A 19,976-nucleotide genomic window follows, 5' to 3' on the forward strand; every position below is an offset into this window, starting at 1 on the left:
GAGCATGGCAAGACTGGAACCTTGGTGGATTTCTTCGATGTGCCGGGTTGGTCGGCGGCGATGATTGAAGGGCTGGCGCACCCGGAGCGCTTTACCGAGATGCGGGCGGCGGTGCGCAAAGTGGCGCTGGAGCGCTATGATCTGCGCGGGAATTGCCTGCCGCGTATGGTAGCGTTTGTCGAGAGTTTTGCGCCGAAGGGTTAACGGTGATGACGCGCTCCCTCTATCCCACGCCGCCGAGTGCTTCGCCTTGCTTTGGTCGTAAGCGTCGAACATCCGCGCCACCATGCGGGTCAAAGGGCGGCTGGGCTCTGGGATCGAAAGGCCGGTTGCATCCAACTCCAGCATCTGCGGGAAGGCCTGCGCGGCATTGGTCAGCAGCGTGTCCAACCGCTCAGGCGTCACTGGAAAATCGCGCAGAATCTCGGCGCGGTTGATGTGGAAATCGCACATCAGCGCCTCAATCAACCGCCCGCGCAGGATGTCTTCTCCGGCAAAAGCATGGCCGCGCTCGGTTGAGAACTGCCCTGCGCGGATGGCTTTGGTATGGGCGGCGGTGGCGGGGGCGTTTTGCGCGTAGCCTTGCGGGAAGCGGGAAATTGACGAGGCCCCAAGCCCGATCAGGATGGGGGATGTATCGTCGGTATAGCCTTGGAAATTCCGACGCAGCTTCCCCGCCTGAGCGGCCTGCGCCATGCTGTCGGTGGGTTTGGCGAAATGGTCGATGCCGATCTCGGCGTAACCATCGGCGACGAACAGCTGTCGGGCGATCTCGAACAACTCCAGCCGTTCCTCGGGCGTTGGCATGGTGTCGGAGGGGATCATCTGTTGGCGGCGGCTCATCCACGGCACATGGGCGTAACCGTAAAGTGCCACCCGGTCAGGCGACAAGGCCAGCAGTTTTTGCACGGAATCGGCGATGCGGACTGGGGTCTGATGTGGCAGGCCGTAGAGGATATCGGCGTTAAGACTGGTCACGCCACGGGCACGGATCATCTCGGCCACGGCGAGGGTTGTCTCGGAGGGCTGCACCCGGCCAATCGCGGCTTGGATTTGCGGATCGAAGTCCTGCACGCCAATCGAGGCGCGGTTCATGCCTGCGGCGACCAATGCGTCGAGGCGGGGGGCGTCGATTTCCATCGGGTCAATTTCAACCGAGAAGGTGCCGCCATCGGCCATCGGCACCACATCGAAAATCTGGCCCGCAAGTTCGTGGATCAGTTCGGGGGCAAGCATGGTAGGGGTGCCGCCGCCCCAATGCAGTTTCGCCAGCCGAATGCCGGGCGCAAGATGGCTGCGCAGCAGATCAATCTCGGCTTTCAGAACCTTGGCATAGGCGCGCACCGGATCATCCGATACCGTACCTTGGGTGCGGCAGGCGCAAAACCAGCACAGGCGCCTACAGAATGGGACATGGACATAGAGCGAAATCTCTGTACTGCTAGGAATGCTGCCTATCCATCCTGCGAAATCGGCAGGGCCCACTGCGCCGCTGAACTGCGGTGCCGTGGGGTAGCTGGTATAGCGGGGCACGCGCGCGTCAAAAAGACCGAGCTGCATCAGTTGCGAATGGACTGTCATGCGCGTAGTTTGGCAGCGAGGGCGCTCGGATGCCTTGACCCAGATCAACTGACCCGACCCAACCAACCGAAAGGCCGGATATGTCACATAACGACCCCAAAATCGCCGATCTGAATTGCGGCGACTGTCCGATCCGACACCGGGCGGTTTGCGCGCGCTGTGAGACGGATGAACTGCATCAGTTGGAAGCGATCAAATATTATCGCAGCTTTCAGGCTGGGCAACCGGTGATCTGGTCGGGGGATCGGATGGAGTTTGTGGCCTCTGTGGTCACGGGCATCGCCACCCTCACCCAGACGATGGAGGATGGGCGGCGGCAGATGGTGGGCTTGTTGCTGCCGTCGGATTTCGTCGGGCGGCCCGGTCGGGCGACGGCGGCTTATGATGTGACCGCGACCACCGATCTGGTGATGTGTTGTTTTCGCAAGAAGCCGTTTGAGGAATTGATGGGCTCGACCCCGCATATCGCGCAGCGGTTGCTGGAAATGACGCTGGATGAGTTGGATGCAGCCCGGGAATGGATGCTGCTGTTGGGCCGCAAGACGGCGCGGGAGAAGATTGCCTCGCTGCTCACGATCATTGCGCGACGGAATGCGTCTTTGAAGCAGGCGACGAAGGGTGGCGTGCGGTTTGATTTGCCGCTGACCCGTGAGGAGATGGCGGATTATCTAGGGCTGACATTGGAGACGGTCAGCCGGCAGATCTCGACCCTGAAACGCGAGGGGGTGATTGTGTTGGAGGGGAAACGGCATGTGGTGGTGCCGAATCTGGACCGATTGCTGGAAGAAACAGGAGACGATTCCGATGGTGGGATGTTGAACTGAGGTCCCAACTCGGGACCTTTTATAATCCTTTGTAAACAATTGGTTGACCCTGCCTCATTAAGGGTTTTTTAATCCTTCAAACCCTGATGCAGGAGATCCCATGCCGCAATCGCCAGACCCCGAGCAACCCACCGGAGCGTTGACCCTGCGCACGCTGACCATGCCGCGCGATGTCAACAACAACGGCGATATTTTCGGCGGCTGGGTGCTGTCACAGATGGATATGGCGGCGGGGATTGTGGCTTCGGCCCGCGCACAGGGCCGGGTGGCGACGGTGGCGATTGATGCGATGCAGTTCATCCGTCCGGTGAAGGTCGGCGACGTGCTCTGCATCTATGTCAGCATTGCGCGGGTCGGGCGGACCTCGATGGGCTTGCAGATTGAGGCTTGGGTGCTGCGCAACCGGCAAGAGCGGCGCGAGAAGGTCACGCATGGGCTGTTCACCTTTGTCGCCATTGATGAGGACGGCAAGCCACGGGTGCTTCCGGCAGAATAGCCCAGCCTTCACGCTTGCGCGAGCAGGGCCGATCATCAGACCAAAGGCTGATCATGCGGCACCTGCCTTGTGCTATGGTGGCCATGCAGGGTCGTGGTGCGCCACCCCTGCAGTCTCGCAGGACCGGGCCGCTGCGGCTTTGGTTGATCCTGCGACGTTGCTGCGGAACGTCCGACCGCAAGGAGATCTGTGATGCAATATAGCAAACACCTGACCGCGTTGAGTGCGGCTTTCATTTTGGCTTCCAGCCTTGCCGCACAAGCGGCGGGGATGCTGGCCGATGCCAAGGGCATGACTCTGTATACTTTCGACAAGGATGCGGGCGGGGTTTCAGCCTGCTACGACGATTGCGCTGTGAAATGGCCGCCCTATCTGGGTGCGGCGACCGACAAAATGACCGAGGGCTGGACGCTGGTGGATCGTACCGATGGCACCAAGCAATGGGCCTATGACGGCAAGCCCGTGTATTATTTCGTGGAGGATAAAGCCAAAGGCGATGCCAAGGGCGACGGCATGGGCGGCAAATGGCATGTGATCAAGGAATGATCTGAGCCTTGCTCTGAATGACAAAGAGGCGAGGGAAATCCCTCGCCTCTTTGATTTAACGCGCTTGTTTGAGCAGCGGTTTCTGCGCTTTGGGGCGATCAGAAAACACCCGTCAGATACAGCAGAATGATGATCACAATCGGGATCCCGAGGAAATAGGCGACGATGCCTTTCATGGTGTTCTCCTTATATTTGGTGTCGAACCTGCTGGGAAAACCCGGAGGGCGCGGTTTGGTTCCCGTCGTCGCGCAGCTTTGAGATAAGTTTGCAGAATTGGGAGGTTTGCCGCGGCGAGCGCGGCCTTGGGAACCGTTTGCGGTTTCACGCGTTGAGCTTGCACAGGACAGCGGTGCCGAAGTCTTTGATTTATCAGGGGAGATCTGATGGTCAGGCTAAGGTGACGTTTGTGCAAACCCAAAGCGTTAATGGAGATTATCATGGACAAAGACCGGATCGTAGGCTCGGCCAAAGTGGTTAAGGGCAAGGCGAAAGCGGCGGTTGGCTCGGTGATCGGCGATGCCAAGATGCAGGCCGAAGGTAAGGCCGATCAAGTGGAAGGCCGGGTGCAGAACGCCGTCGGTAGCGCCAAGGATACTGTGCGCGATGTGATCAAGGGCAAGTAAGCCGAAGAATTTCGCGGGTTTGCCGTTCCGGCTGACCCGCACCCGATCTGGCGATTGTGCCCGATCTGGCCCTTTATCATGGAGTTATCCGATGTCGCTTGGAACCATTCTGCTGATCATTCTGGTGATCTTCCTGCTCGGCGGCTTTAGCGGCCGTTTCGGCGGTTACGGCTATGGCTATGGCCACGGCGGCGTCGGCGTGATCGGCGTGGTGGCAATTATCGTGCTGGTCTTGGTTCTGACCGGGCGGATGTAGAGGACGGCGTAGGGTGGGTGATTCCATGGATTTGGCGCGCCAAATCTTTGGGTTCACCCACCATTATGACCGTCGGGGTACGGTGGGTGAACTCGCGCAAAGCGGCGCGGAACCACCCACCCTACCGATTAACGGCTGAATCGCTTGTACTTCGCGCGTTTCGGCTCCAGCGCATCTGGCCCCAGACGCCGCACTTTGTCTTCTTCGTAGGCTTGGAAGTTGCCCTCGAACCATTCGACATGGGCGTCGCCCTCAAACGCCAGCATATGGGTGCAGAGGCGGTCGAGAAAGAAGCGGTCGTGGCTGATGATGATGGCGCAGCCGGCGAAGTCTTCAATCGCGGATTCAAGGGCTTGCAGGGTTTCGACGTCAAGGTCGTTGGTCGGCTCGTCGAGCAGCAGCACGTTACCGCCCGAGCGCAAGAGTTTCGCCATGTGGACGCGGTTCCGCTCACCGCCGGACAGCAGGCCGACTTTCTTCTGCTGGTCGGTGCCTTTGAAGTTGAAAGCGCCGGTGTAGACGCGGGAGTTCATCGACATATCGCCGAGTTGGATGACCTCCGAGCCGCCGGAGATTTCTTCCCAGACGTTTTTGTTGGGGTCCAACGCGTCGCGGGATTGGTCGACGTAGCTGAGTTGCACGGTGTTACCCAGAACGATGCTGCCTTCATCGGGCTGTTCTTGCCCCGACAGCATACGGAACAGCGTCGATTTACCGGCACCGTTCGGGCCGATCACGCCGACGATGGCACCCGGTGGCACGGTGAAGGTCAGATCCTCGATCAGCAGCTTGTCGCCCATGTGTTTCTTCAGGCCGGTGACTTCGATCACCTTGCTGCCCAGACGTTCGCCGTTCGGGATGATGATTTGCGCCGAGGATGCACGTTCCAGCACGGTTTGGCCTGCCATCTCGTTATAGCGCGCCAAGCGGGCCTTGCCTTTGGACTGGCGGGCTTTGGCCCCCGAGCGGATCCACTCCAATTCCTTCTCCAGCGCTTTTTGCTTGGACTTGTCCTCGCGCGCCTCTTGGCTCATCCGTTTGGCTTTTTGATCGAGCCAGGCCGAATAGTTGCCCTCGTAGGGGATGCCGCGGCCACGATCGAGTTCGAGGATCCAAGAGGTGATGTCGTCGAGGAAGTAACGGTCGTGGGTGACGATCAGGATGGTGCCGCGGTAGGCGATCAGGTGCTTTTGCAACCAGGCGATGGATTCGGCGTCCAAGTGGTTGGTCGGCTCGTCGAGCAGCAGCATGTCGGGGGCTTCAAGCAGCAGTTTGCACAGAGCCACGCGGCGGCGTTCCCCGCCAGACAGCGATTCCACATCGGCATCATCGGGCGGGCAGCGCAGGGCGTCCATCGCGACACCTACGGAAGCCTCAAGCTCCCACAGGTTGCCCGCGTCGATCTCGTCTTGCAACGCGGCCATCTCATCCGCGGTTTCGTCCGAGTAGTTCATCGCCAGTTCGTTGTAGCGTTCCAGAATGGCGGTTTGTTTCGCCACGCCGAGCATGACGTTGCCTTTCACGTCCAAGGACGGATCAAGGTAGGGTTCCTGCGCCAGATAGCCGACTTTCGCGCCCTTAGCGGCCCAAGCCTCGCCCTTAAAGTCGGTGTCCATGCCAGCCATGATCTTCAACAGGGTCGATTTACCCGAGCCGTTGACGCCGACCACACCGATTTTTACGCCGGGCAGGAAGTTCAGGTGGATATTCTCAAAGCACTTCTTGCCACCGGGATAGGTCTTGGAGACGCCTTCCATGTGGTAGACATATTGATACGAGGCCATTGGGTGCTCCTGGACAAAGTCGCTCTGCGCTGTTGGGGCGGTATGTAGCGATTGTTGGTGGCAAGAGCAACGTGGGGGTGGTGGCTATGATGCGGGAAGCGGGGCCGCGCAGAAGATTTCGCTGCGATCTGGCGTGCCCGGCTTGGGCCTAACCTCAGCTTCAGTGAAAGGAGGGCGATCTCACGCCAGCTTCCGCTCTGCCAAATCCGCCTCACGTTGCGCTTTGGCTTGCGAGATCACGGCGTGGGGTGGCACGTCTTCGGTGACCCAGACGTTGCCGCCCAGCACCGCGCCGCGGCCGATGGTGACTCGGCCTAGGACGGTGGCACCGGAATAGATCACCACGTCGTCTTGGACCACCGGATGCCGGGGCAGGCCTTTGATGGCGTTGCCGGATTCGTCGGTGGGGAAGCTTTTCGCGCCCAAGGTGACGGCTTGGAAGATTTGCACCCGGTTGCCGATGATCGCGGTGGCACCGATTACGACGCCGGTGCCGTGGTCGATGAAAAAGCTTTGGCCGATGGTGGCACCCGGATGAATATCAATGCCGGTGGCGCTGTGCGACAATTCGGCCACCAACCGCGCCAGCAAGGGCAGGCCCAAGCGGTGCAGACGGTGCGCGATGCGGTGACTGATCATCGCATGAACGCCGGGATAGCAGAGCAGAACCTCGTCGACGCTGCGGGCGGCAGGATCGGCAGCGAAGGCGGCCCGCACATCGGTATCGAGCAGGCGGCGGATGTCGGCAAGGCTGGAGGCAAAATCTTGCACCAGACGCAGCGCTGCAAGATCGGCGGGCAGATCAGCGGTGGCAAGGGCGTGACGCTCGGCCCAGAGCAGTTCCAGCCGGACTTGAGCGGTCAGGTCTTGCAAGACGGTGCTGAGGGTCTGGCCGACGTAGTAATTCTCGCTTTCGGGGCGCAAATCGGCGGGCCCCAGCCGCATCGGAAACAGGATGCCGCGCAGGCCTTCAACAATGCCGCGCACCACCGCAGCTGAGGGCAATTCGCGGCCAAACGGCTCGGCGCTGCGGTCGCGCAGACCGCGCCAGTCTTGCCGGGCCTGTGCCAGATCAGCGACCACGCGGTCAAGGTCGAAGGTTTGTGGCGGGGTCGGGCGGAGGTCTGGCGTAACGCTTAGGTTTGCAGCGGGCCGGTCGGGGGCAAAGGCCTGAGCTATGGTCACTTGCGGCTGGGCGCTGTCCGGCTGCAGGGTTTGTACAGGTGAGGCCATTGTCTTATCCATGCGGTCGCAAACGTTTGCGTCTTTCATCACAGATGTATCAGAATTACGAAGTACAAACAGTATGTTATGATGGAGACACGGCGCAGGAGCCACATTTGGAAGAAATCGGCTGGGGGGAGGCGTGCAGAGAGAAACTTGCGGTTGTCCGGGGTTTGGCCGCAGCATTTCCGTTCTGCTGAGGGCTGGAAGTGTTGCAGCCTGAACCGCGCCTGCGGCAGGCGTGTGGTTCAATCACACGCCCCCCCCCGCCCCGCAACAGCCCGTGGATTGCGGGAGGGCAGGCCGCGATTGGACCAACCAGCCTTTGCGCAGGGCGGAGGTATCGGCCCTGTTCGGCGGGAAAATCACCCGATTGCTGTGCTGCGATGGATATCTTCTCTGTTATGGCCCGCTGCGGGATGGGCGTTCTCTCAAACCCACTCAGTTTAGAATTCCGATTTGGGTGGCAAAGGCGCAGAATAAACACGATCACACAGGTCGTGTAAGCACAGCTTCCTATAGAGAGATGACCGCAATGAGCTATTCGGTTTTCAGCTTCCCGCTGCCCCGCGTGCCGTCCCCGTCAGAGGCAGACTTGGCCTTGTTGGTGCGCCAGGCCGCAGCCGCTTTGGCTGGGTTGGCGCTGATCACCTTGCAAAGCCATTACGACATGGCGGCGTTCCGGTTGCGCGGGTTGTTGCAAGAGATCGAGCGCCTGCCCACCGCAGAGTTGCCGCTGGGGGATCGCGATGGCGCAGTGTTGCTCTGGCGGTTGCAGGTTTTTGATACGCGGTGTGACACGCATTTTCTGACCGGACTGCCAAACCTGCAGGCTTGGGCCAAGCGCATGTTGACGCAAGACAGCGCTGCCGACCTGCGTGCGCCGCTGGTGGTCGCGCAGTTTATGGCGCAGCAGCGCGCGTTGGGCGGTCTGCTCACCAACCCGCAGCGTGATGTTCTGTGGCAGGCGCTCTGATCGGGCGTGCACCCATCGGCCGCAACGCAGACTGGGCGCGCCGTCCCGCTGAGGTGCCTACAGGGTTTTGCCCAGCCAGAGTGTGGCGGGAAAGCTGGTATAGGCCGGAATATCTTGCCAGCCGTCGCGGCGGTAGAGCGCTATGGCCTCTGTCAATGCCGCGTTGGTGTCGAGCTTCAACTGGCTGTAGCCAAGCGTTTTCGCGCGGGACTCAACGGTGTGCATCAGGCGGCGGGCGAGGCCTTGGCCACGGGCGGAAGGGTCGACCCAGAGGCGTTTGACCTCGGCGGTGGTTTTGTCGAGAGGGCGGAGCGAGACGGTGCCGATCGGCAGGTCGTCACTCCATGCGATCAGGAAGCCGCCGTGGGGTGGGCGGTAAGCCTCGGGATCGGTCAGCGGCAGGGTCAGCATATCGCGGCTGAGGCTGGGGATTTTCTCGGTCAGCAGCTGGTAATAGGCGTCGAGGCAGGCGATGGCAGCAGGATCACTGGCGTCGGCGTCGCGGATCTCGATCTGGTCGCCCAGCAGGGTGGTGGCGATCAGGTCCATCGCGTCGATCAGGGCTTGGGGACGGCTGCCTGCGCGCGCAAGGGTTTCGGCGGCGCGGGCGTAACCGATGGCCTCATAGGCAGCCATTTCGGTTTGGCCTGCCGGGGTGAGTTGCGCAGTGCGGCGGCGGCGATCAATGGGATCGGTGGCAAGCTGGATTAGGGCTTCGGCTTCGAGCGCGCGCAGCAGGCGGCTGAGCAGACCGGAGTCGAGCGCCAGTTTGGCGCGAATGTCGGCGATGTCAGTGCCTTGCGGGGTGATCAGTTGCAGCACGCGGGCGGCACCAAGCGGGCGACCCCGGCCTAGGTAGGAATGGTCAAGCGCGCCGACCTCACGGGTGACGGCGCGGTTAAAGCGGCGCAGGCGGTCGATGGCGTCGAGCATGTTTGGCCCCGGTCAGATATTTTGCCTGACTTTAGTCAAGTAGTTTATGCGGTCAAGAGGGGCTGGCGCAGATCGGGCACAGTCTGGGCTTGGCATGCGGGAAGCGATTGTAAAGCTGCAAGGCTTCAGAGAAACATGGCGGCATGAGAACAGGGTTTCCCATTGCGACCAGAGGCATGGTCATCGGCCTTTTGGGCGGATCGTTTGATCCGGCGCATGAGGGGCATGTGCATATCACGCGGGAAGCGATCAAGCGGATGAGCTTAGATCGGGTGTGGTGGCTGGTCAGCCCCGGCAATCCGCTGAAGGCGCGCCAGCCTGCACCGATGGTGGAACGGCTGGCGCGGGCGCGGGCGGTGATGCCCGATCCGCGCGTGGTGATCACCGATCTGGAGGCGCGGTTGGGCACGCGGGCGACGGCGGACACTTTGCGCAAGTTGCGGGCGATCTATCCCGGCGTGCATTTCGTCTGGCTGATGGGAGCGGATAATCTGGTGCAATTTCACCGCTGGAACCGCTGGCGGGATATTCTGCGCAGCGTGCCTGTTGGAGTTTTGGCGCGGCCGGGGTCTGGAGTGGCGGCGCGGACCTCTGTTGCCGCGCGGGCGTTTCGGGTCAATCAGGTCGATCGGGGCGAGAATTTGCGCGGGCGCAGGGCTCCGGCATGGTGTTTTGTGAACATCCCGATGAATGGCGCGTCTTCCAGTGCGATCCGGGCGCGGGGCGAGTGGAAGCGGTGAATTTGCCGTGATCTGCGGCGGGCGGAGGCTATCTGGCCCTGCTCACGATTGCATCACGGCCTGCGCGCGGGATATTTGTACGACGGGATGACCAAAGGAATCGTGATGCAGGTTGGGCGCAGATGGGTGTTGGGAGGGCTGCTGGCGGGGGCTGCGCTGCCTGCGTGGGCGGAAGCGCCTGCCCTGTCGCTGCGGCCCCGCGCGCGGCCAAGTCCGAGCGCGTTGGTCAAGCCTGCGGATCAAGGCGCTGCGGCATTGGTGGCGGCGGCCAAGCTGACCGGGGCGGTGGGGTATTGCGTGGTTGATATGACCTCGGGTCGGGTGTTGGAGGCTGCGGGTGAGGCACAAGAGATGCCGCCTGCCAGTGTCACCAAGACCGTGACCACCGCCTTTGCGCTGGAAAAACTGGGGGTCGAGCATCGCTTCGTGACGCGGGTGATGCGGGTGGGGGCGGTGGTGAACGGTCGGCTCGACGGCGATCTGATCTTGGCAGGCGGCGGTGATCCGACCTTTGACACCGACAAGATGGGCGATCTGGTGGCGGCGCTGGCGGCCTCGGGGCTGCGCGAGGTGACGGGGAAGTTCGTGGCCTACGCGGGGGCTTTGCCGGAAAGGGCCGAGATTGCGCCGGATCAGCCGGATTTCGTCGGCTATAATCCAGCGATTTCGGGGCTGATGCTGAATTTCAATCGGGTGAATTTCGTCTGGAAAGCGGTGAATGACGGGTATTCGCTGGCGATGAACGCGGAGGGCGCGCGGTTTGTGCCAGCCGTTACGATGGCAAGCGTGCAAGTCGTGGATCGGGACGTGCCGGTGTTTGCCTATGAAGCGGGGGCGGCGCGCGACAACTGGTCAGTGGCGCGCGGGGCTTTGGGGCGCGAGGGCTCGCGCTGGCTGCCGGTGCGCCATGCGGCGACCTATGTGGCTGAGGTGTTCCAGACCCTGTGTGCGGCGCAGGGGATAAAGCTGCCTGAGGCCGAGGTGGTGTACGCTTTGCCTGCGGCAGCAGAGATAGTGCGGCACGAGTCCGAGGCTTTGCCGGATCTGCTGCGCAAGATGCTGAAATTCTCGACCAATCTGACGGCAGAGGCGGTGGGGCTGACCGCCTCGGGCGCGGGCACTCTGGAGGGGTCTGCGGCGGTGATGACCGCTTGGGCGCGGCGGCGGTTTGGCGTGCAAGCGGTGTTTGGCGATCACTCCGGGCTGGGGCCGAAAACCCGGATCAGCCCGGCGGAGATGGTGCAGGTGATGATCAAGACGCGGCAGGATAAGCGGTTGTCGCTGCTGCACGATCTGCTGAAAACTGCCGATCTGCCTAGTGCGGATGGCAAGCCTGCGGCGAAAGCTGGCAAGCCCGGCAAGCTGGCGCGGGTTTCGGCGAAAAGTGGCACGATGAATTTCGTCTCAAACCTGTCGGGCTATGTCGATGCGCCGGGGGGGCGGTCGCTGGCCTTTGCGATCTTCACCGCCGATCTGCCGCGTCGCGCGGCGGTGCCGGTATGGAACCGCGAATCGCCCGAGGGGGATAAGGCTTGGGTCAAGCGGGCGCATCGTTTGCAAGGGCAGTTGTTGAACCGCTGGGGGCAGGTTTATCTTTAAGTTGGGTGCAGCAGGCCAGACCGACCGATGTCTTTGCGCAAGCGTGCGGGCTTCCCTAAAGCCCATATACAGCCAGCGCCCCGGATCGCGACTTGCCGTTACGTTAAGCCGCATCACGCGGAAAACACGCGGAGATTTCCCGCTTGAATGCGCAGAACCCGTTCTAACCGCATAGACAGAACCACCGGAGCGTGTAGTCTTTCGATGTGTCGGCACGGGCAGAACGGCCGCGCCGGAGTTCGCTATTGCATCAACAGGAGGATTGCATGGATCGTCGTTCGTTTTTGACAAAAGCTTCTATCGGGGGTGTCGGTGCTGCGGGGGCCGCGATGCTGGCCTCGCCGATGATTGCGCAGTCGTCCCCGAAGGTGACGTGGCGGATGACCTCGTCGTTCCCGAAATCGCTGGACACGATTTATGGCGGGGCTGAGGTTCTCGCAAAGATGCTGTCGGAAGCCACCGATGGCAATTTCCAGATTCAGGTGTTTGCGGCGGGGGAGCTGGTACCCGGTGGCGCGCCTGCGGCGGATGCGGTGAGCGCCGGGACCGTCGAGGCTTGTCATACCGTTGGCTATTATAATTTCGGGCAGGACCCGACCTTTGCGCTGGCGGCGGCGGTGCCGTTCTCGCTGTCGGCACGCGGGATCAATGCGTGGCATTATCACGGCGGCGGCATTGATCTGTATAACGAATTCCTCGCCACCAAGGGCATTTTCGGCCTGCCGGGCGGCAATACTGGGGTGCAGATGGGCGGTTGGTTCCGCAAGGAAATCAACACTCTGGCCGATCTTCAGGGCTTGAAATTCCGCGTCGGTGGCTTTGCCGGCAAGGTGCTGACCAAGCTCGGCGTCGTGCCGCAGCAAATTCCGGGCGGTGATATTTATCCGGCGCTGGAAAAGGGCACGATTGATGCGGCGGAATGGGTCGGCCCCTATGACGACGAAAAGCTTGGCTTCTTCAAGGTCGCGCCGTTCTATTACTATCCGGGCTGGTGGGAAGGTGGGCCGACGGTTCACTTCTTCTTCAACAAGGCGCAATACGAAGCGCTGACCCCGACCTATCAATCGCTGCTGCGCACCGCTTGCCGCGCGGCCGACGCCGATATGTTGCAGAAGTACGACTACAAGAACCCGACGGCGATCAAATCTCTGGTCGGTCAGGGCGTGCAGTTGCGGCCGTTCAGCCCGGAAATCCTGCAAGCCTCGTTCACCGCTGCGAATGAGGTTTATGCCGAGATGGAAGCCACCAACGCGCCGTTCAAGAAGATCTGGGAGTCGATCAAGGCGTTCCGCAATGACTATTATCAGTGGACGCAGGTTGCGGAGTATAACTACGACACCTTCATGATGATCCAGCAGCGCGACGGCAAGCTGTAAGCGAATTGCTTTGAGAAAAGCCCCCGCCGAGTGATCGGCGGGGGCTTTTTCATGCGTTCAGCGCAGCGGTGTTATGGTGCCGGAGCCGCAGGTTTTGCTGTGCCAAAGCTGGGCGGTTGTGACAGCAGTTCATTACCCAAGGGTGCAGGCGTCGCGGGCGCGGCGGGGGTAGCAGAGCCCCCCAAGCCAGTGCCAAGCCCGCCATCCAAGCCGCCCAAGCCCCCCAGCCCACCAAGGCCAGAATTCGGCGCGGTGAAGGTGACGTGCGAGGTATCCACCACCGCACCTTTGTAATGCATCACCATCTGCGGGAAAGAGATCACCAGACCAATCATCACCACTTGGATGATCACGAACGGCACCGCTCCCCAGTAAATCTCGCTGGTTTTGACCGGGGCCATCATCTTGCCGGTCACCCGGTCTTTATACGGCTCTTTCGGGGCGACCGAGCGCAAGTAGAACAGTGAGAAGCCGAACGGCGGGTGCATGAACGAGGTCTGCATGTTGACGCCGAGGATGACACCGAACCAGATCAGATCAATCCCCAACTTCTCGGCCACCGGGGCCAGCAGCGGCACAAGGATGAAGGCCAGCTCGAAGAAATCGAGGAAGAACGCCAGCAGGAACACCAGGATAGACACCCCGATCAGGAAGCCCAACTGCCCCCCCGGCATTGCTGTCAGCAGATGTTCCACCCAGAGATGGCCTTGCACGCCGTAGAAGGTCAGCGAGAACACCCGCGCGCCCAGCAGGATAAACATCACGAAAGACGACAACCGGGTGGTGGAAGCAAGGGCCTGCTGGATGACAGACAGGTTCAGGCGGCCTTTGATGCCTGCAAGGAACAATGAGCCAACCGCGCCCATCGCGCCGCCCTCGGTCGGGGTGGCGATGCCGAGATAGATCGTGCCCAGCACCAGAAAGATCAGCGCAAGCGGCGGGATCAGCACGATGATCACCTGCGAGCACAGTTTGGACATCAGGTTCAGCTTTAGTGCCCGATCCAGCAAGGCCGCGACATAGATCGCGATGATAGCGACGGAAGCCCCAATGATATCAGCGCCTTCGCCGTAGAGTGGCAGCAGGGCTTTGATGATCAGATAGCCCATCACCCCCGCGATCAGCAGCGACACCACCAGTGAGCTGACACCATTGCCCAAAGTGCGGGCCTCTTTCGGCAGCGCCGGAACCCAGTTGGGGCGGAACATGCTGACGAGGAACACATAGGACATATACAGCCCGGTCAGCACCAGACCCGGCACCATCGCGCCCTTGTACATGTCGCCGACCGAGCGACCGAGCTGGTCGGCCAGAATGATCAGCACCAGCGAGGGCGGAATGATCTGTGCCAAGGTGCCAGAGGCCGCAATCACGCCACTGGCCATCCGACGATCATAGCCATAGCGCAGCATGATCGGCAGCGAAATCAAGCCCATAGCAATGACAGATGCCGCGACAACGCCCGTGGTTGCGGCCAGCAATGCACCGACGATAATCACCGCATAGGCAAGCCCGCCGCGCACCGGGCCGAACAACTGGCCGATGGTTTCCAAGAGATCCTCGGCCATGCCGGAGCGTTCCAGCACGATGCCCATGAACGTAAAGAACGGGATCGCCAGTAGGGTTTCGTTCTGCATCACCCCCCAAAATCGTTCCGGCAGGGCGTAGAGCAGCGGCCAATCGAGGGTGATGGTGCCTTCGGACATTGGGGCCAGAAACACCCCAAACACGAAGAACAACAGGCCGTTGGCGGCCAATGAAAACGCCACCGGGTAGCCTGCCAGCAGGAATACCACCAGCGAGACGAACATGATCGGCGCCATGTTCTGCGCGATCAGTTCCATCATGTGCGGTCCCCTTTGGCGGTTTTATCGGCTTCGGCTTGGATGGCGGCGAGTTTTTCAGCCAGTTCCGCGCCCTCATTGGCTGCGGCTTCGTGGCTGGATACGAAGGGCGTCGGATCGGGGATGATGCCGCGCATCACCGCGATTTTCTTGATGATTTCCGAGATGCCTTGCAGGGTCAGCAGCAGCATCCCGATCAGCAGCAAGGCCTTGGCGGGCCACAGGGTCAGACCGCCCGCGTTGTTTGAGGTTTCGCCGGAATGATAGGATTGCAGCACATAAGAGGTGAAATACACATCCATCAGGATCGCGAACGGCATCAGGAAGAACAGATGGCCCAGCAGATCAATCCAGTGCTGCGCGCGCCGGGGCAGCGCACCATAGACAATGTCGATGCGGATATGTTCGTTCTGCCGCAGCGTGTAGGCCGCCGCCAGCAGAAACGCCGCGCCATAGAGATACCATTGCGCTTCCAGCAGCGCGTTGGATGAGCTGTTGAACAGCTTGCGCACCACCGCATTGCCGGCACTGAGCAGGATGGCGGCCAGAATGAACCAGCCGACCGCCTTGCCGATCATCTCGGTGCTTCGATCTATAAAGCGCGATAATATCAACATGATGGCCCTCCGTTGCGGTTGAGTTTGGTCAACTCGCGGCTATCGGTCAATCAGCGATACAAAGCAGATCGCAATCAGCGCTTAATTTTAGATTCGATTTACCGATGACGTAAGGTCAAGCGGCGCAGGCATCGGCAAAACCGGGGCGCGGCTTCAGGGCCGCAAATGCCGCACCCTTGCGCCCCATTCGATGGCGGCGGCGTGCAGGCGGTCGATATTCAACTCCTCGCGTACCTCCTCCAGCATCCGCAACTCGACCTCACGCAGGCTGCCATCGGCGGTGGCGACGTCGCAGGCGAGGGCATAGGCGGTTTCGTTCAGCCGTTCGGGCAAAGCATCGCGGATCAGGCCGAACAAAGCTTCAAGGCCGTCTTCCTCCTCAAACAGATCAAAAACGGTTTGTGCCACGACGCGGATGCGGTCGGCGTCATAGCTGGCGAACACCGGCATGTGGTTGACGGTGCGCTGAATCGCCACCAATTCGGCGGTGCGCATGTTCTCATCCGAGGCGGAAACCGCGATCATCACGGCCAGCAGTGCGTCTTGGGGCGACAGCGAGGGGTGGGTATCGGGCACGTCTGCTCTCCTATTGTTGCAGTGCAGAATATTGACCTGAGGGCTTGGCGGCAATAGAGGACAAGGGCTTGTGATGACATGGGGTCATCACGCGTTGGAGTATGCCGCGATGTCCGCTTTGCGCGATGCTGGGATGAAATCGAAAGCTTGGCCCTTTGAAGAGGCCCGCGCGCTGCTGAAACGCTATGAAAAAAAGGCCCCGGAAAAGGGCTATGTGCTGTTTGAAACCGGCTATGGCCCGTCAGGTCTGCCGCATATCGGCACCTTTGGCGAGGTGGCGAGGACGACGATGATCCGCCGCGCGTTCGAGGCGATTTCGGATATTCCAACGCGGTTGATCTGTTTCTCGGACGACGTGGACGGGATGCGCAAGGTGCCCGAGAACGTGCCGCAACAGGATATGCTGCGCGAGCATATGCAGAAGCCTTTGACTTCGGTGCCCGATCCCTATGCCGAGTTTGACAGCTTTGGCGCGCATAACAACGCCATGCTGCGGCGGTTCCTAGATACGTTTGGCTTTGAATACGAGTTCATCAGTGCCACTGAGTTCTATAAATCGGGCAAGTTCGACGACACGCTGAAGCTGGCGACCGAGCGCTATGATGCGATTATGAAGATCATGCTGGCCTCGTTGCGTGAAGAACGCCAGCAGACCTATTCCTGCTTCCTGCCAATCCATCCCGAGACCGGGCGGGTGATGTATGTGCCGATGAAAAACGTCGACGCCGTCAACCACACCATCACCTTCGATGATGAGACGGGCCGCGAATGGACGCTTCCGGTCACCGGCGGCAACGTCAAGCTGCAATGGAAGCCGGATTTCGGCGCGCGCTGGGCGGCGCTGGATGTGGACTTCGAGATGTATGGCAAGGATCACTCCACCAATACCCCGATCTATGACGGGATTTGTGAGGTGCTGGGCGGGCGCAAGCCGAACCATATGTCTTATGAGTTGTTCCTCGACGATCAGGGCCAGAAGATTTCCAAATCGAAGGGCAATGGCCTGACGATTGACGAATGGCTGTCTTATGCCTCGTCGGAGAGCCTGTCGTATTTCATGTATCAAAAGCCGAAGACGGCGAAGCGGATGCATTTCGACGTGATCCCGCGGGCGATGGACGAATATCATCAGCAGTTGCGGGCCTATCCGACGCAGGATGTCGATCAGCAGGTCAACAACCCGGTCTGGCACATCCACAAGGGCAATCCGCCCCTGTCGAAAATGGTGGTGCCGTTCTCGATGCTGTTGAACCTCGCCTCGGTGTCCGGCGCGAAGGATGCCAAGGGGCTGTGGGGTTTTATCAAGCGCTATGCGCCGGATGCTTCGCCCGAAGGCAACCCCGATCTCGATGCGGCGGCGGGCTATGCCCTGCGCTATTTTGCCGACCGTATTGCGCCGACACGGGTGTTCCGCCTGCCTTCCGATCAGGAACGTGCCGCGATGCTGGATCTGCGGGCGCGGTTGGTGGCTTGGGATGGCGGGCTGGACGACGAGGCACTGCAAAGCATGGTCTTCGCCGTCGGCAAGGACCATGCGTTCGAGCCTTTGCGCGATTGGTTCAAGGCGCTGTATGAGGTGCTGCTCGGCGCCTCGGATGGACCGCGCTTTGGCGGCTTCATCGCGCTTTACGGCGTGGACGAGACGATTGCCCTGCTGGATCGCGGCTTGAATGGTGAGCTTATCGCCTGATCTGCTGAAAAATACGCCCCCGACTCAACGCTAGCGTGTGTGTCGGGGGTTTTTATTTGACGAAACCTCGCGCTGGTTTACCTTTATGAATGGGGACGGTGGTAAGAGGTGTTGCGATGCGACTTTACCTTTATGTTGCCGCTTTAGCGGGGCTGGCGTTGCCTGCTTTGGCGCAGGAAGTGCCTATTCAACAGACCATTCAACAGCAGCTTGACGCCTTCAACGCCCGCGATATCAGCAAGGCTTGGACCTATGCTTCGCCGAATATAAAAGGCGTTTTCGGCACACCGGATCAGTTTGGCGAGATGGTCGAAAAGGTCTATCCGATGGTCTGGCGGCATGACGCGGTGCGGATGCTGGAATTGCGCACGGTGGCGGGCAATCTTTGGCAGCGGGTGATGATCACCGATGCCGGGGGGCGAACCTATCTGCTGGATTATATGATGGTTGAGACGCCAGATGGCTGGCAGATCAACGCCGTGCAACTGTTGCCGCAGCAGGGCGTGGGGGCCTGATGCGCTTTTCCAGCGGCCCGCTGTCATGGCTTTGACAGTGCAGAGGCCTGAGTGGGCCGATCAGCCGAATCATGTTTTCGGGCGGTGGGCTTTGATCATCGCGGGGTCGGTCTCAACCCAGCCCGCGCCGATCAGGTCCATGCAATAAGGCACGGCGGCGAAGATGGATTCGAGGCTGGTGGCGATGGCGTTGGGGCTGCCGGGGAGTGTGATGATCAGGGTTTTGCCGCGGATGCCTGCCGTTTGCCGCGACAGGATGGCGGTGGCGACGATTTTGCCGTTCGCGGCCCGCATCGCCTCACCAAAGCCGGGAAGTTCCATATTGATCACATCCGCAAGCGCCTCGGGCGTCTGATCGCGCGGGCTGGGGCCGGTGCCGCCGGTGGCGAGGATCAGATCGGCGTGCCAGTTATCCGCCAGATCGCGCAGTTCGCCGGCCACTTCAGCGCGACCATCGGGGGTGATGCGGCGGAGAATTTCGGCGGGCGTGGTGATGATGCGGCGCAGCCAATCCTCGGCGGCGGGGCCGCCACGGTCTTGGTATTCGCCTTTTGAGGCGCGGTCGGACACGGTGAGGATGGCGATGCGGGCGGCGGCTTTGGCGGACATGGGGCGGCTCCTTTTTGGCCGCAGCGTGCGGGTTTGGCGGTGCGGGTGCAAGCCCCTGCTTGCCGCATGGGCCTTGCGCGCGTAAGCTGTCGATTGCCCGATTGGGGCCGAAAAGGATGCCGTTTGCCTGATTTTACGCTGCCCGATTTGGGCTGGTCTGACCATTTCTCTGAACAGCTGACCGAGGAAGATGCGGGGTTTGTGCCTGCGCGGCTTAGCTCGCTGCATCGGGCAAGGGTGCAGGCTTTGACGGCTTCGGGAGCGGTGGAATTGCTCTGCCCGCCAACGCTGTCGGTGGCTGGGATGGCGGTGGGGGATTGGGTGCTGGCGGATGGCCCTCGGGTGGGCCGGGTGCTCGACCGCATTAGCCTGTTGCAACGCCGCGCGGCGGGAACCGGGACGGTGGCGCAACTGATCGCCGCCAATGTCGATACGATGTTCGTGGTCACCTCGTGCAACGCCGATTTCAACGAGGCGCGGTTGGAGCGCTATCTGGTGCTGGCGCATTCTGCCGGGATCACGCCAGTGGTGGTGCTGACCAAGGCGGATATGGCCGAAGCTGCGCCTTACATCGCGCGGGCAGAGGGGCTGTCGGCGGGCATGGCGGTGGTGGCGTTGAACGCCAAATCCGGCGATCTTTCAGTGCTCGACCCATGGTGCCGTGCGGGGCAGACCGTGGTTTTGTTGGGCTCATCCGGCGTGGGAAAATCTACTTTGGCCAACAGCTTGACCGGTGGGGCATTGGAGGTTGGCCCGGTTCGCGAGGATGACGCCAAGGGGCGGCACACGACGACCTCGCGCTATCTTTTGGCTTTGCCCGCAGGCGGCTGGCTGATCGACACACCGGGGGTGCGCGAGTTGCAGCTGACCGATGTGGCCGATGGTATTGATATGCTGTTTTCCGATCTGATTGATCTGGCGGCGGGCTGTCGGTTCCGTGATTGCAAACATACGGTCGAGCCGGGTTGTGCGGTGCAGGCGGCGATCAAAGCGGGTGTGGTCGATGCGCGAAGGTTGGACAGTTGGCGGAAACTGGGGGCGGAGGAGAAGGCTAATTCATCGGCGATGCAGGTGTCTAAGGTGCGGGCGGCGGGGAAATATACCAAGAAATCAGCGGCAAAGCGGCGGCCTGGGGGTTAGCTTTGATTGGGGGCCAGCCCCCAAGCC

Annotated in this window: 19 protein-coding genes and 1 pseudogene; 12 read left to right on the plus strand and 8 right to left on the minus strand. The window is 61.0% G+C overall.

Annotated features, from left to right (window positions below; genetic code table 11):
- Window positions 1-231: 231 nt before the first annotated feature.
- A pseudogene (gene hemN / locus AKV04_RS04165) lies at window positions 232-1,581 on the minus strand (oxygen-independent coproporphyrinogen III oxidase); the annotation flags it as partial.
- Window positions 1,582-1,661: 80 nt separating this feature from the next.
- Between hemN and fnrL the strand changes: the two are divergent.
- The 5 genes from fnrL (at window position 1,662) to AKV04_RS25350 (ending at window position 4,326) form a co-directional block, all read left to right on the plus strand.
- Window positions 1,662-2,405, plus strand: coding sequence for a transcriptional regulator FnrL (gene fnrL, locus AKV04_RS04170; RefSeq protein ID WP_054005220.1), 744 nt, complete (start codon window positions 1,662-1,664; stop codon window positions 2,403-2,405).
- Window positions 2,406-2,505: 100 nt separating this feature from the next.
- A complete protein-coding gene (locus AKV04_RS04175; RefSeq protein WP_054005221.1) occupies window positions 2,506-2,901 on the plus strand; it encodes an acyl-CoA thioesterase in 396 nt (131 codons plus the stop codon).
- A 192-nt stretch (window positions 2,902-3,093) separates the two neighbouring features.
- Window positions 3,094-3,447, plus strand: a complete 354-nt coding sequence (locus AKV04_RS04180; protein ID WP_054005222.1) for a COG4315 family predicted lipoprotein — start codon at window positions 3,094-3,096, stop codon at window positions 3,445-3,447.
- Between the two features lie 437 nt (window positions 3,448-3,884).
- Complete coding sequence (locus AKV04_RS04185) at window positions 3,885-4,070, plus strand: CsbD family protein (protein WP_054005266.1); 186 nt, start codon at window positions 3,885-3,887, stop codon at window positions 4,068-4,070.
- A gap of 91 nt (window positions 4,071-4,161) precedes the next feature.
- Window positions 4,162-4,326, plus strand: a complete 165-nt coding sequence (locus AKV04_RS25350; RefSeq protein WP_082351512.1) for a DUF3309 family protein — start codon at window positions 4,162-4,164, stop codon at window positions 4,324-4,326.
- 128 nt (window positions 4,327-4,454) lie between these two features.
- On the opposite strand, the gene ettA is transcribed toward AKV04_RS25350, so the two are convergent.
- Both ettA and epsC read right to left on the minus strand, forming a co-directional pair.
- Window positions 4,455-6,110 (minus strand): energy-dependent translational throttle protein EttA, encoded by a 1,656-nt coding sequence (ettA, locus tag AKV04_RS04190; RefSeq protein ID WP_054005223.1) that lies wholly within the window; start codon window positions 6,108-6,110, stop codon window positions 4,455-4,457.
- 180 nt (window positions 6,111-6,290) lie between these two features.
- The gene (gene epsC, locus AKV04_RS04195; RefSeq protein ID WP_082351514.1) at window positions 6,291-7,343 is read right to left on the minus strand and encodes a serine O-acetyltransferase EpsC; all 1,053 of its coding nucleotides are present in this window, start codon (window positions 7,341-7,343) and stop codon (window positions 6,291-6,293) included.
- Between the two features lie 526 nt (window positions 7,344-7,869).
- Between epsC and AKV04_RS04200 the strand changes: the two genes are divergently transcribed.
- On the plus strand, window positions 7,870-8,310 hold the full coding sequence (locus tag AKV04_RS04200; protein ID WP_054005224.1) for a hypothetical protein: 441 nt from the start codon (window positions 7,870-7,872) through the stop codon (window positions 8,308-8,310).
- 57 nt (window positions 8,311-8,367) lie between these two features.
- Here the strand turns inward: AKV04_RS04200 and AKV04_RS04205 are convergent, their stop codons facing one another.
- Entirely contained in the window at window positions 8,368-9,243 is an 876-nt protein-coding gene (locus AKV04_RS04205; protein ID WP_054005225.1) for a bifunctional helix-turn-helix transcriptional regulator/GNAT family N-acetyltransferase, read from the minus strand.
- Window positions 9,244-9,386: 143 nt separating this feature from the next.
- Here AKV04_RS04205 and AKV04_RS04210 point away from each other — a divergent pair, with 143 nt between their 5' ends.
- From AKV04_RS04210 to AKV04_RS04220, 3 genes are all read left to right on the plus strand, one after another.
- Window positions 9,387-9,983 (plus strand): nicotinate-nucleotide adenylyltransferase, encoded by a 597-nt coding sequence (locus AKV04_RS04210; protein ID WP_054005226.1) that lies wholly within the window; start codon window positions 9,387-9,389, stop codon window positions 9,981-9,983.
- Window positions 9,984-10,070: 87 nt separating this feature from the next.
- Window positions 10,071-11,582 (plus strand): D-alanyl-D-alanine carboxypeptidase/D-alanyl-D-alanine endopeptidase, encoded by a 1,512-nt coding sequence (gene dacB, locus AKV04_RS04215; RefSeq protein ID WP_235815536.1) that lies wholly within the window; start codon window positions 10,071-10,073, stop codon window positions 11,580-11,582.
- Window positions 11,583-11,848: 266 nt separating this feature from the next.
- Window positions 11,849-12,958, plus strand: coding sequence for a TRAP transporter substrate-binding protein (locus tag AKV04_RS04220; RefSeq protein ID WP_054005227.1), 1,110 nt, complete (start codon window positions 11,849-11,851; stop codon window positions 12,956-12,958).
- Window positions 12,959-13,029: 71 nt separating this feature from the next.
- On the opposite strand, the gene AKV04_RS04225 is transcribed toward AKV04_RS04220, so the two are convergent.
- The 3 genes from AKV04_RS04225 to AKV04_RS04235 all read right to left on the minus strand — a co-directional run bounded on the left by AKV04_RS04225 (window position 13,030) and on the right by AKV04_RS04235 (window position 15,995).
- Window positions 13,030-14,805 (minus strand): TRAP transporter large permease, encoded by a 1,776-nt coding sequence (locus AKV04_RS04225; RefSeq protein WP_054005228.1) that lies wholly within the window; start codon window positions 14,803-14,805, stop codon window positions 13,030-13,032.
- On the minus strand, window positions 14,802-15,419 hold the full coding sequence (locus tag AKV04_RS04230; RefSeq protein ID WP_054005229.1) for a TRAP transporter small permease subunit: 618 nt from the start codon (window positions 15,417-15,419) through the stop codon (window positions 14,802-14,804). The genes AKV04_RS04225 and AKV04_RS04230 overlap by 4 nt, the downstream gene beginning before the upstream one ends.
- A gap of 153 nt (window positions 15,420-15,572) precedes the next feature.
- Window positions 15,573-15,995, minus strand: coding sequence for a tellurite resistance TerB family protein (locus AKV04_RS04235; protein WP_054005230.1), 423 nt, complete (start codon window positions 15,993-15,995; stop codon window positions 15,573-15,575).
- A 109-nt stretch (window positions 15,996-16,104) separates the two neighbouring features.
- Between AKV04_RS04235 and AKV04_RS04240 the strand changes: the two genes are divergently transcribed.
- Both AKV04_RS04240 and AKV04_RS04245 read left to right on the plus strand, forming a co-directional pair.
- Window positions 16,105-17,685, plus strand: coding sequence for a lysine--tRNA ligase (locus AKV04_RS04240; protein ID WP_054005269.1), 1,581 nt, complete (start codon window positions 16,105-16,107; stop codon window positions 17,683-17,685).
- A 116-nt stretch (window positions 17,686-17,801) separates the two neighbouring features.
- Complete coding sequence (locus AKV04_RS04245; RefSeq protein ID WP_054005270.1) at window positions 17,802-18,200, plus strand: DUF4864 domain-containing protein; 399 nt, start codon at window positions 17,802-17,804, stop codon at window positions 18,198-18,200.
- 69 nt (window positions 18,201-18,269) lie between these two features.
- Here AKV04_RS04245 and mog read toward each other — a convergent pair whose 3' ends face one another.
- Window positions 18,270-18,809: a molybdopterin adenylyltransferase gene (gene mog / locus AKV04_RS04250; RefSeq protein WP_054005231.1), complete on the minus strand. Its 540-nt coding sequence runs from the start codon at window positions 18,807-18,809 to the stop codon at window positions 18,270-18,272.
- Window positions 18,810-18,932: 123 nt separating this feature from the next.
- Between mog and rsgA the strand changes: the two genes are divergently transcribed.
- Window positions 18,933-19,949, plus strand: coding sequence for a ribosome small subunit-dependent GTPase A (gene rsgA / locus AKV04_RS04255; protein ID WP_054005232.1), 1,017 nt, complete (start codon window positions 18,933-18,935; stop codon window positions 19,947-19,949).
- Window positions 19,950-19,976 lie beyond the last annotated feature (27 nt).

The organism is Cypionkella psychrotolerans (genome assembly GCF_001294535.1).
Taxonomy (GTDB): domain Bacteria; phylum Pseudomonadota; class Alphaproteobacteria; order Rhodobacterales; family Rhodobacteraceae; genus Cypionkella; species Cypionkella psychrotolerans.

Excerpts from the sequence above, each read along its gene's own strand:
- fnrL (WP_054005220.1), top strand. The coding sequence starts at position 1,662 with ATGTCACATAACGACCCCAAAATCGCCGATCTGAATTGCGGCGACTGT.
- AKV04_RS04175 (WP_054005221.1), top strand. The coding sequence starts at position 2,506 with ATGCCGCAATCGCCAGACCCCGAGCAACCCACCGGAGCGTTGACCCTG.
- AKV04_RS04180 (WP_054005222.1), top strand. The coding sequence starts at position 3,094 with ATGCAATATAGCAAACACCTGACCGCGTTGAGTGCGGCTTTCATTTTG.
- AKV04_RS04185 (WP_054005266.1), top strand. The coding sequence starts at position 3,885 with ATGGACAAAGACCGGATCGTAGGCTCGGCCAAAGTGGTTAAGGGCAAG.
- AKV04_RS25350 (WP_082351512.1), top strand. The coding sequence starts at position 4,162 with ATGTCGCTTGGAACCATTCTGCTGATCATTCTGGTGATCTTCCTGCTC.
- ettA (WP_054005223.1), bottom strand. The coding sequence starts at position 6,110 with ATGGCCTCGTATCAATATGTCTACCACATGGAAGGCGTCTCCAAGACC.
- epsC (WP_082351514.1), bottom strand. The coding sequence starts at position 7,343 with ATGGCCTCACCTGTACAAACCCTGCAGCCGGACAGCGCCCAGCCGCAA.
- AKV04_RS04200 (WP_054005224.1), top strand. The coding sequence starts at position 7,870 with ATGAGCTATTCGGTTTTCAGCTTCCCGCTGCCCCGCGTGCCGTCCCCG.
- AKV04_RS04205 (WP_054005225.1), bottom strand. The coding sequence starts at position 9,243 with ATGCTCGACGCCATCGACCGCCTGCGCCGCTTTAACCGCGCCGTCACC.
- AKV04_RS04210 (WP_054005226.1), top strand. The coding sequence starts at position 9,387 with ATGAGAACAGGGTTTCCCATTGCGACCAGAGGCATGGTCATCGGCCTT.
- dacB (WP_235815536.1), top strand. The coding sequence starts at position 10,071 with ATGACCAAAGGAATCGTGATGCAGGTTGGGCGCAGATGGGTGTTGGGA.
- AKV04_RS04220 (WP_054005227.1), top strand. The coding sequence starts at position 11,849 with ATGGATCGTCGTTCGTTTTTGACAAAAGCTTCTATCGGGGGTGTCGGT.
- AKV04_RS04225 (WP_054005228.1), bottom strand. The coding sequence starts at position 14,805 with ATGATGGAACTGATCGCGCAGAACATGGCGCCGATCATGTTCGTCTCG.
- AKV04_RS04230 (WP_054005229.1), bottom strand. The coding sequence starts at position 15,419 with ATGTTGATATTATCGCGCTTTATAGATCGAAGCACCGAGATGATCGGC.
- AKV04_RS04240 (WP_054005269.1), top strand. The coding sequence starts at position 16,105 with ATGTCCGCTTTGCGCGATGCTGGGATGAAATCGAAAGCTTGGCCCTTT.
- AKV04_RS04245 (WP_054005270.1), top strand. The coding sequence starts at position 17,802 with ATGCGACTTTACCTTTATGTTGCCGCTTTAGCGGGGCTGGCGTTGCCT.
- mog (WP_054005231.1), bottom strand. The coding sequence starts at position 18,809 with ATGTCCGCCAAAGCCGCCGCCCGCATCGCCATCCTCACCGTGTCCGAC.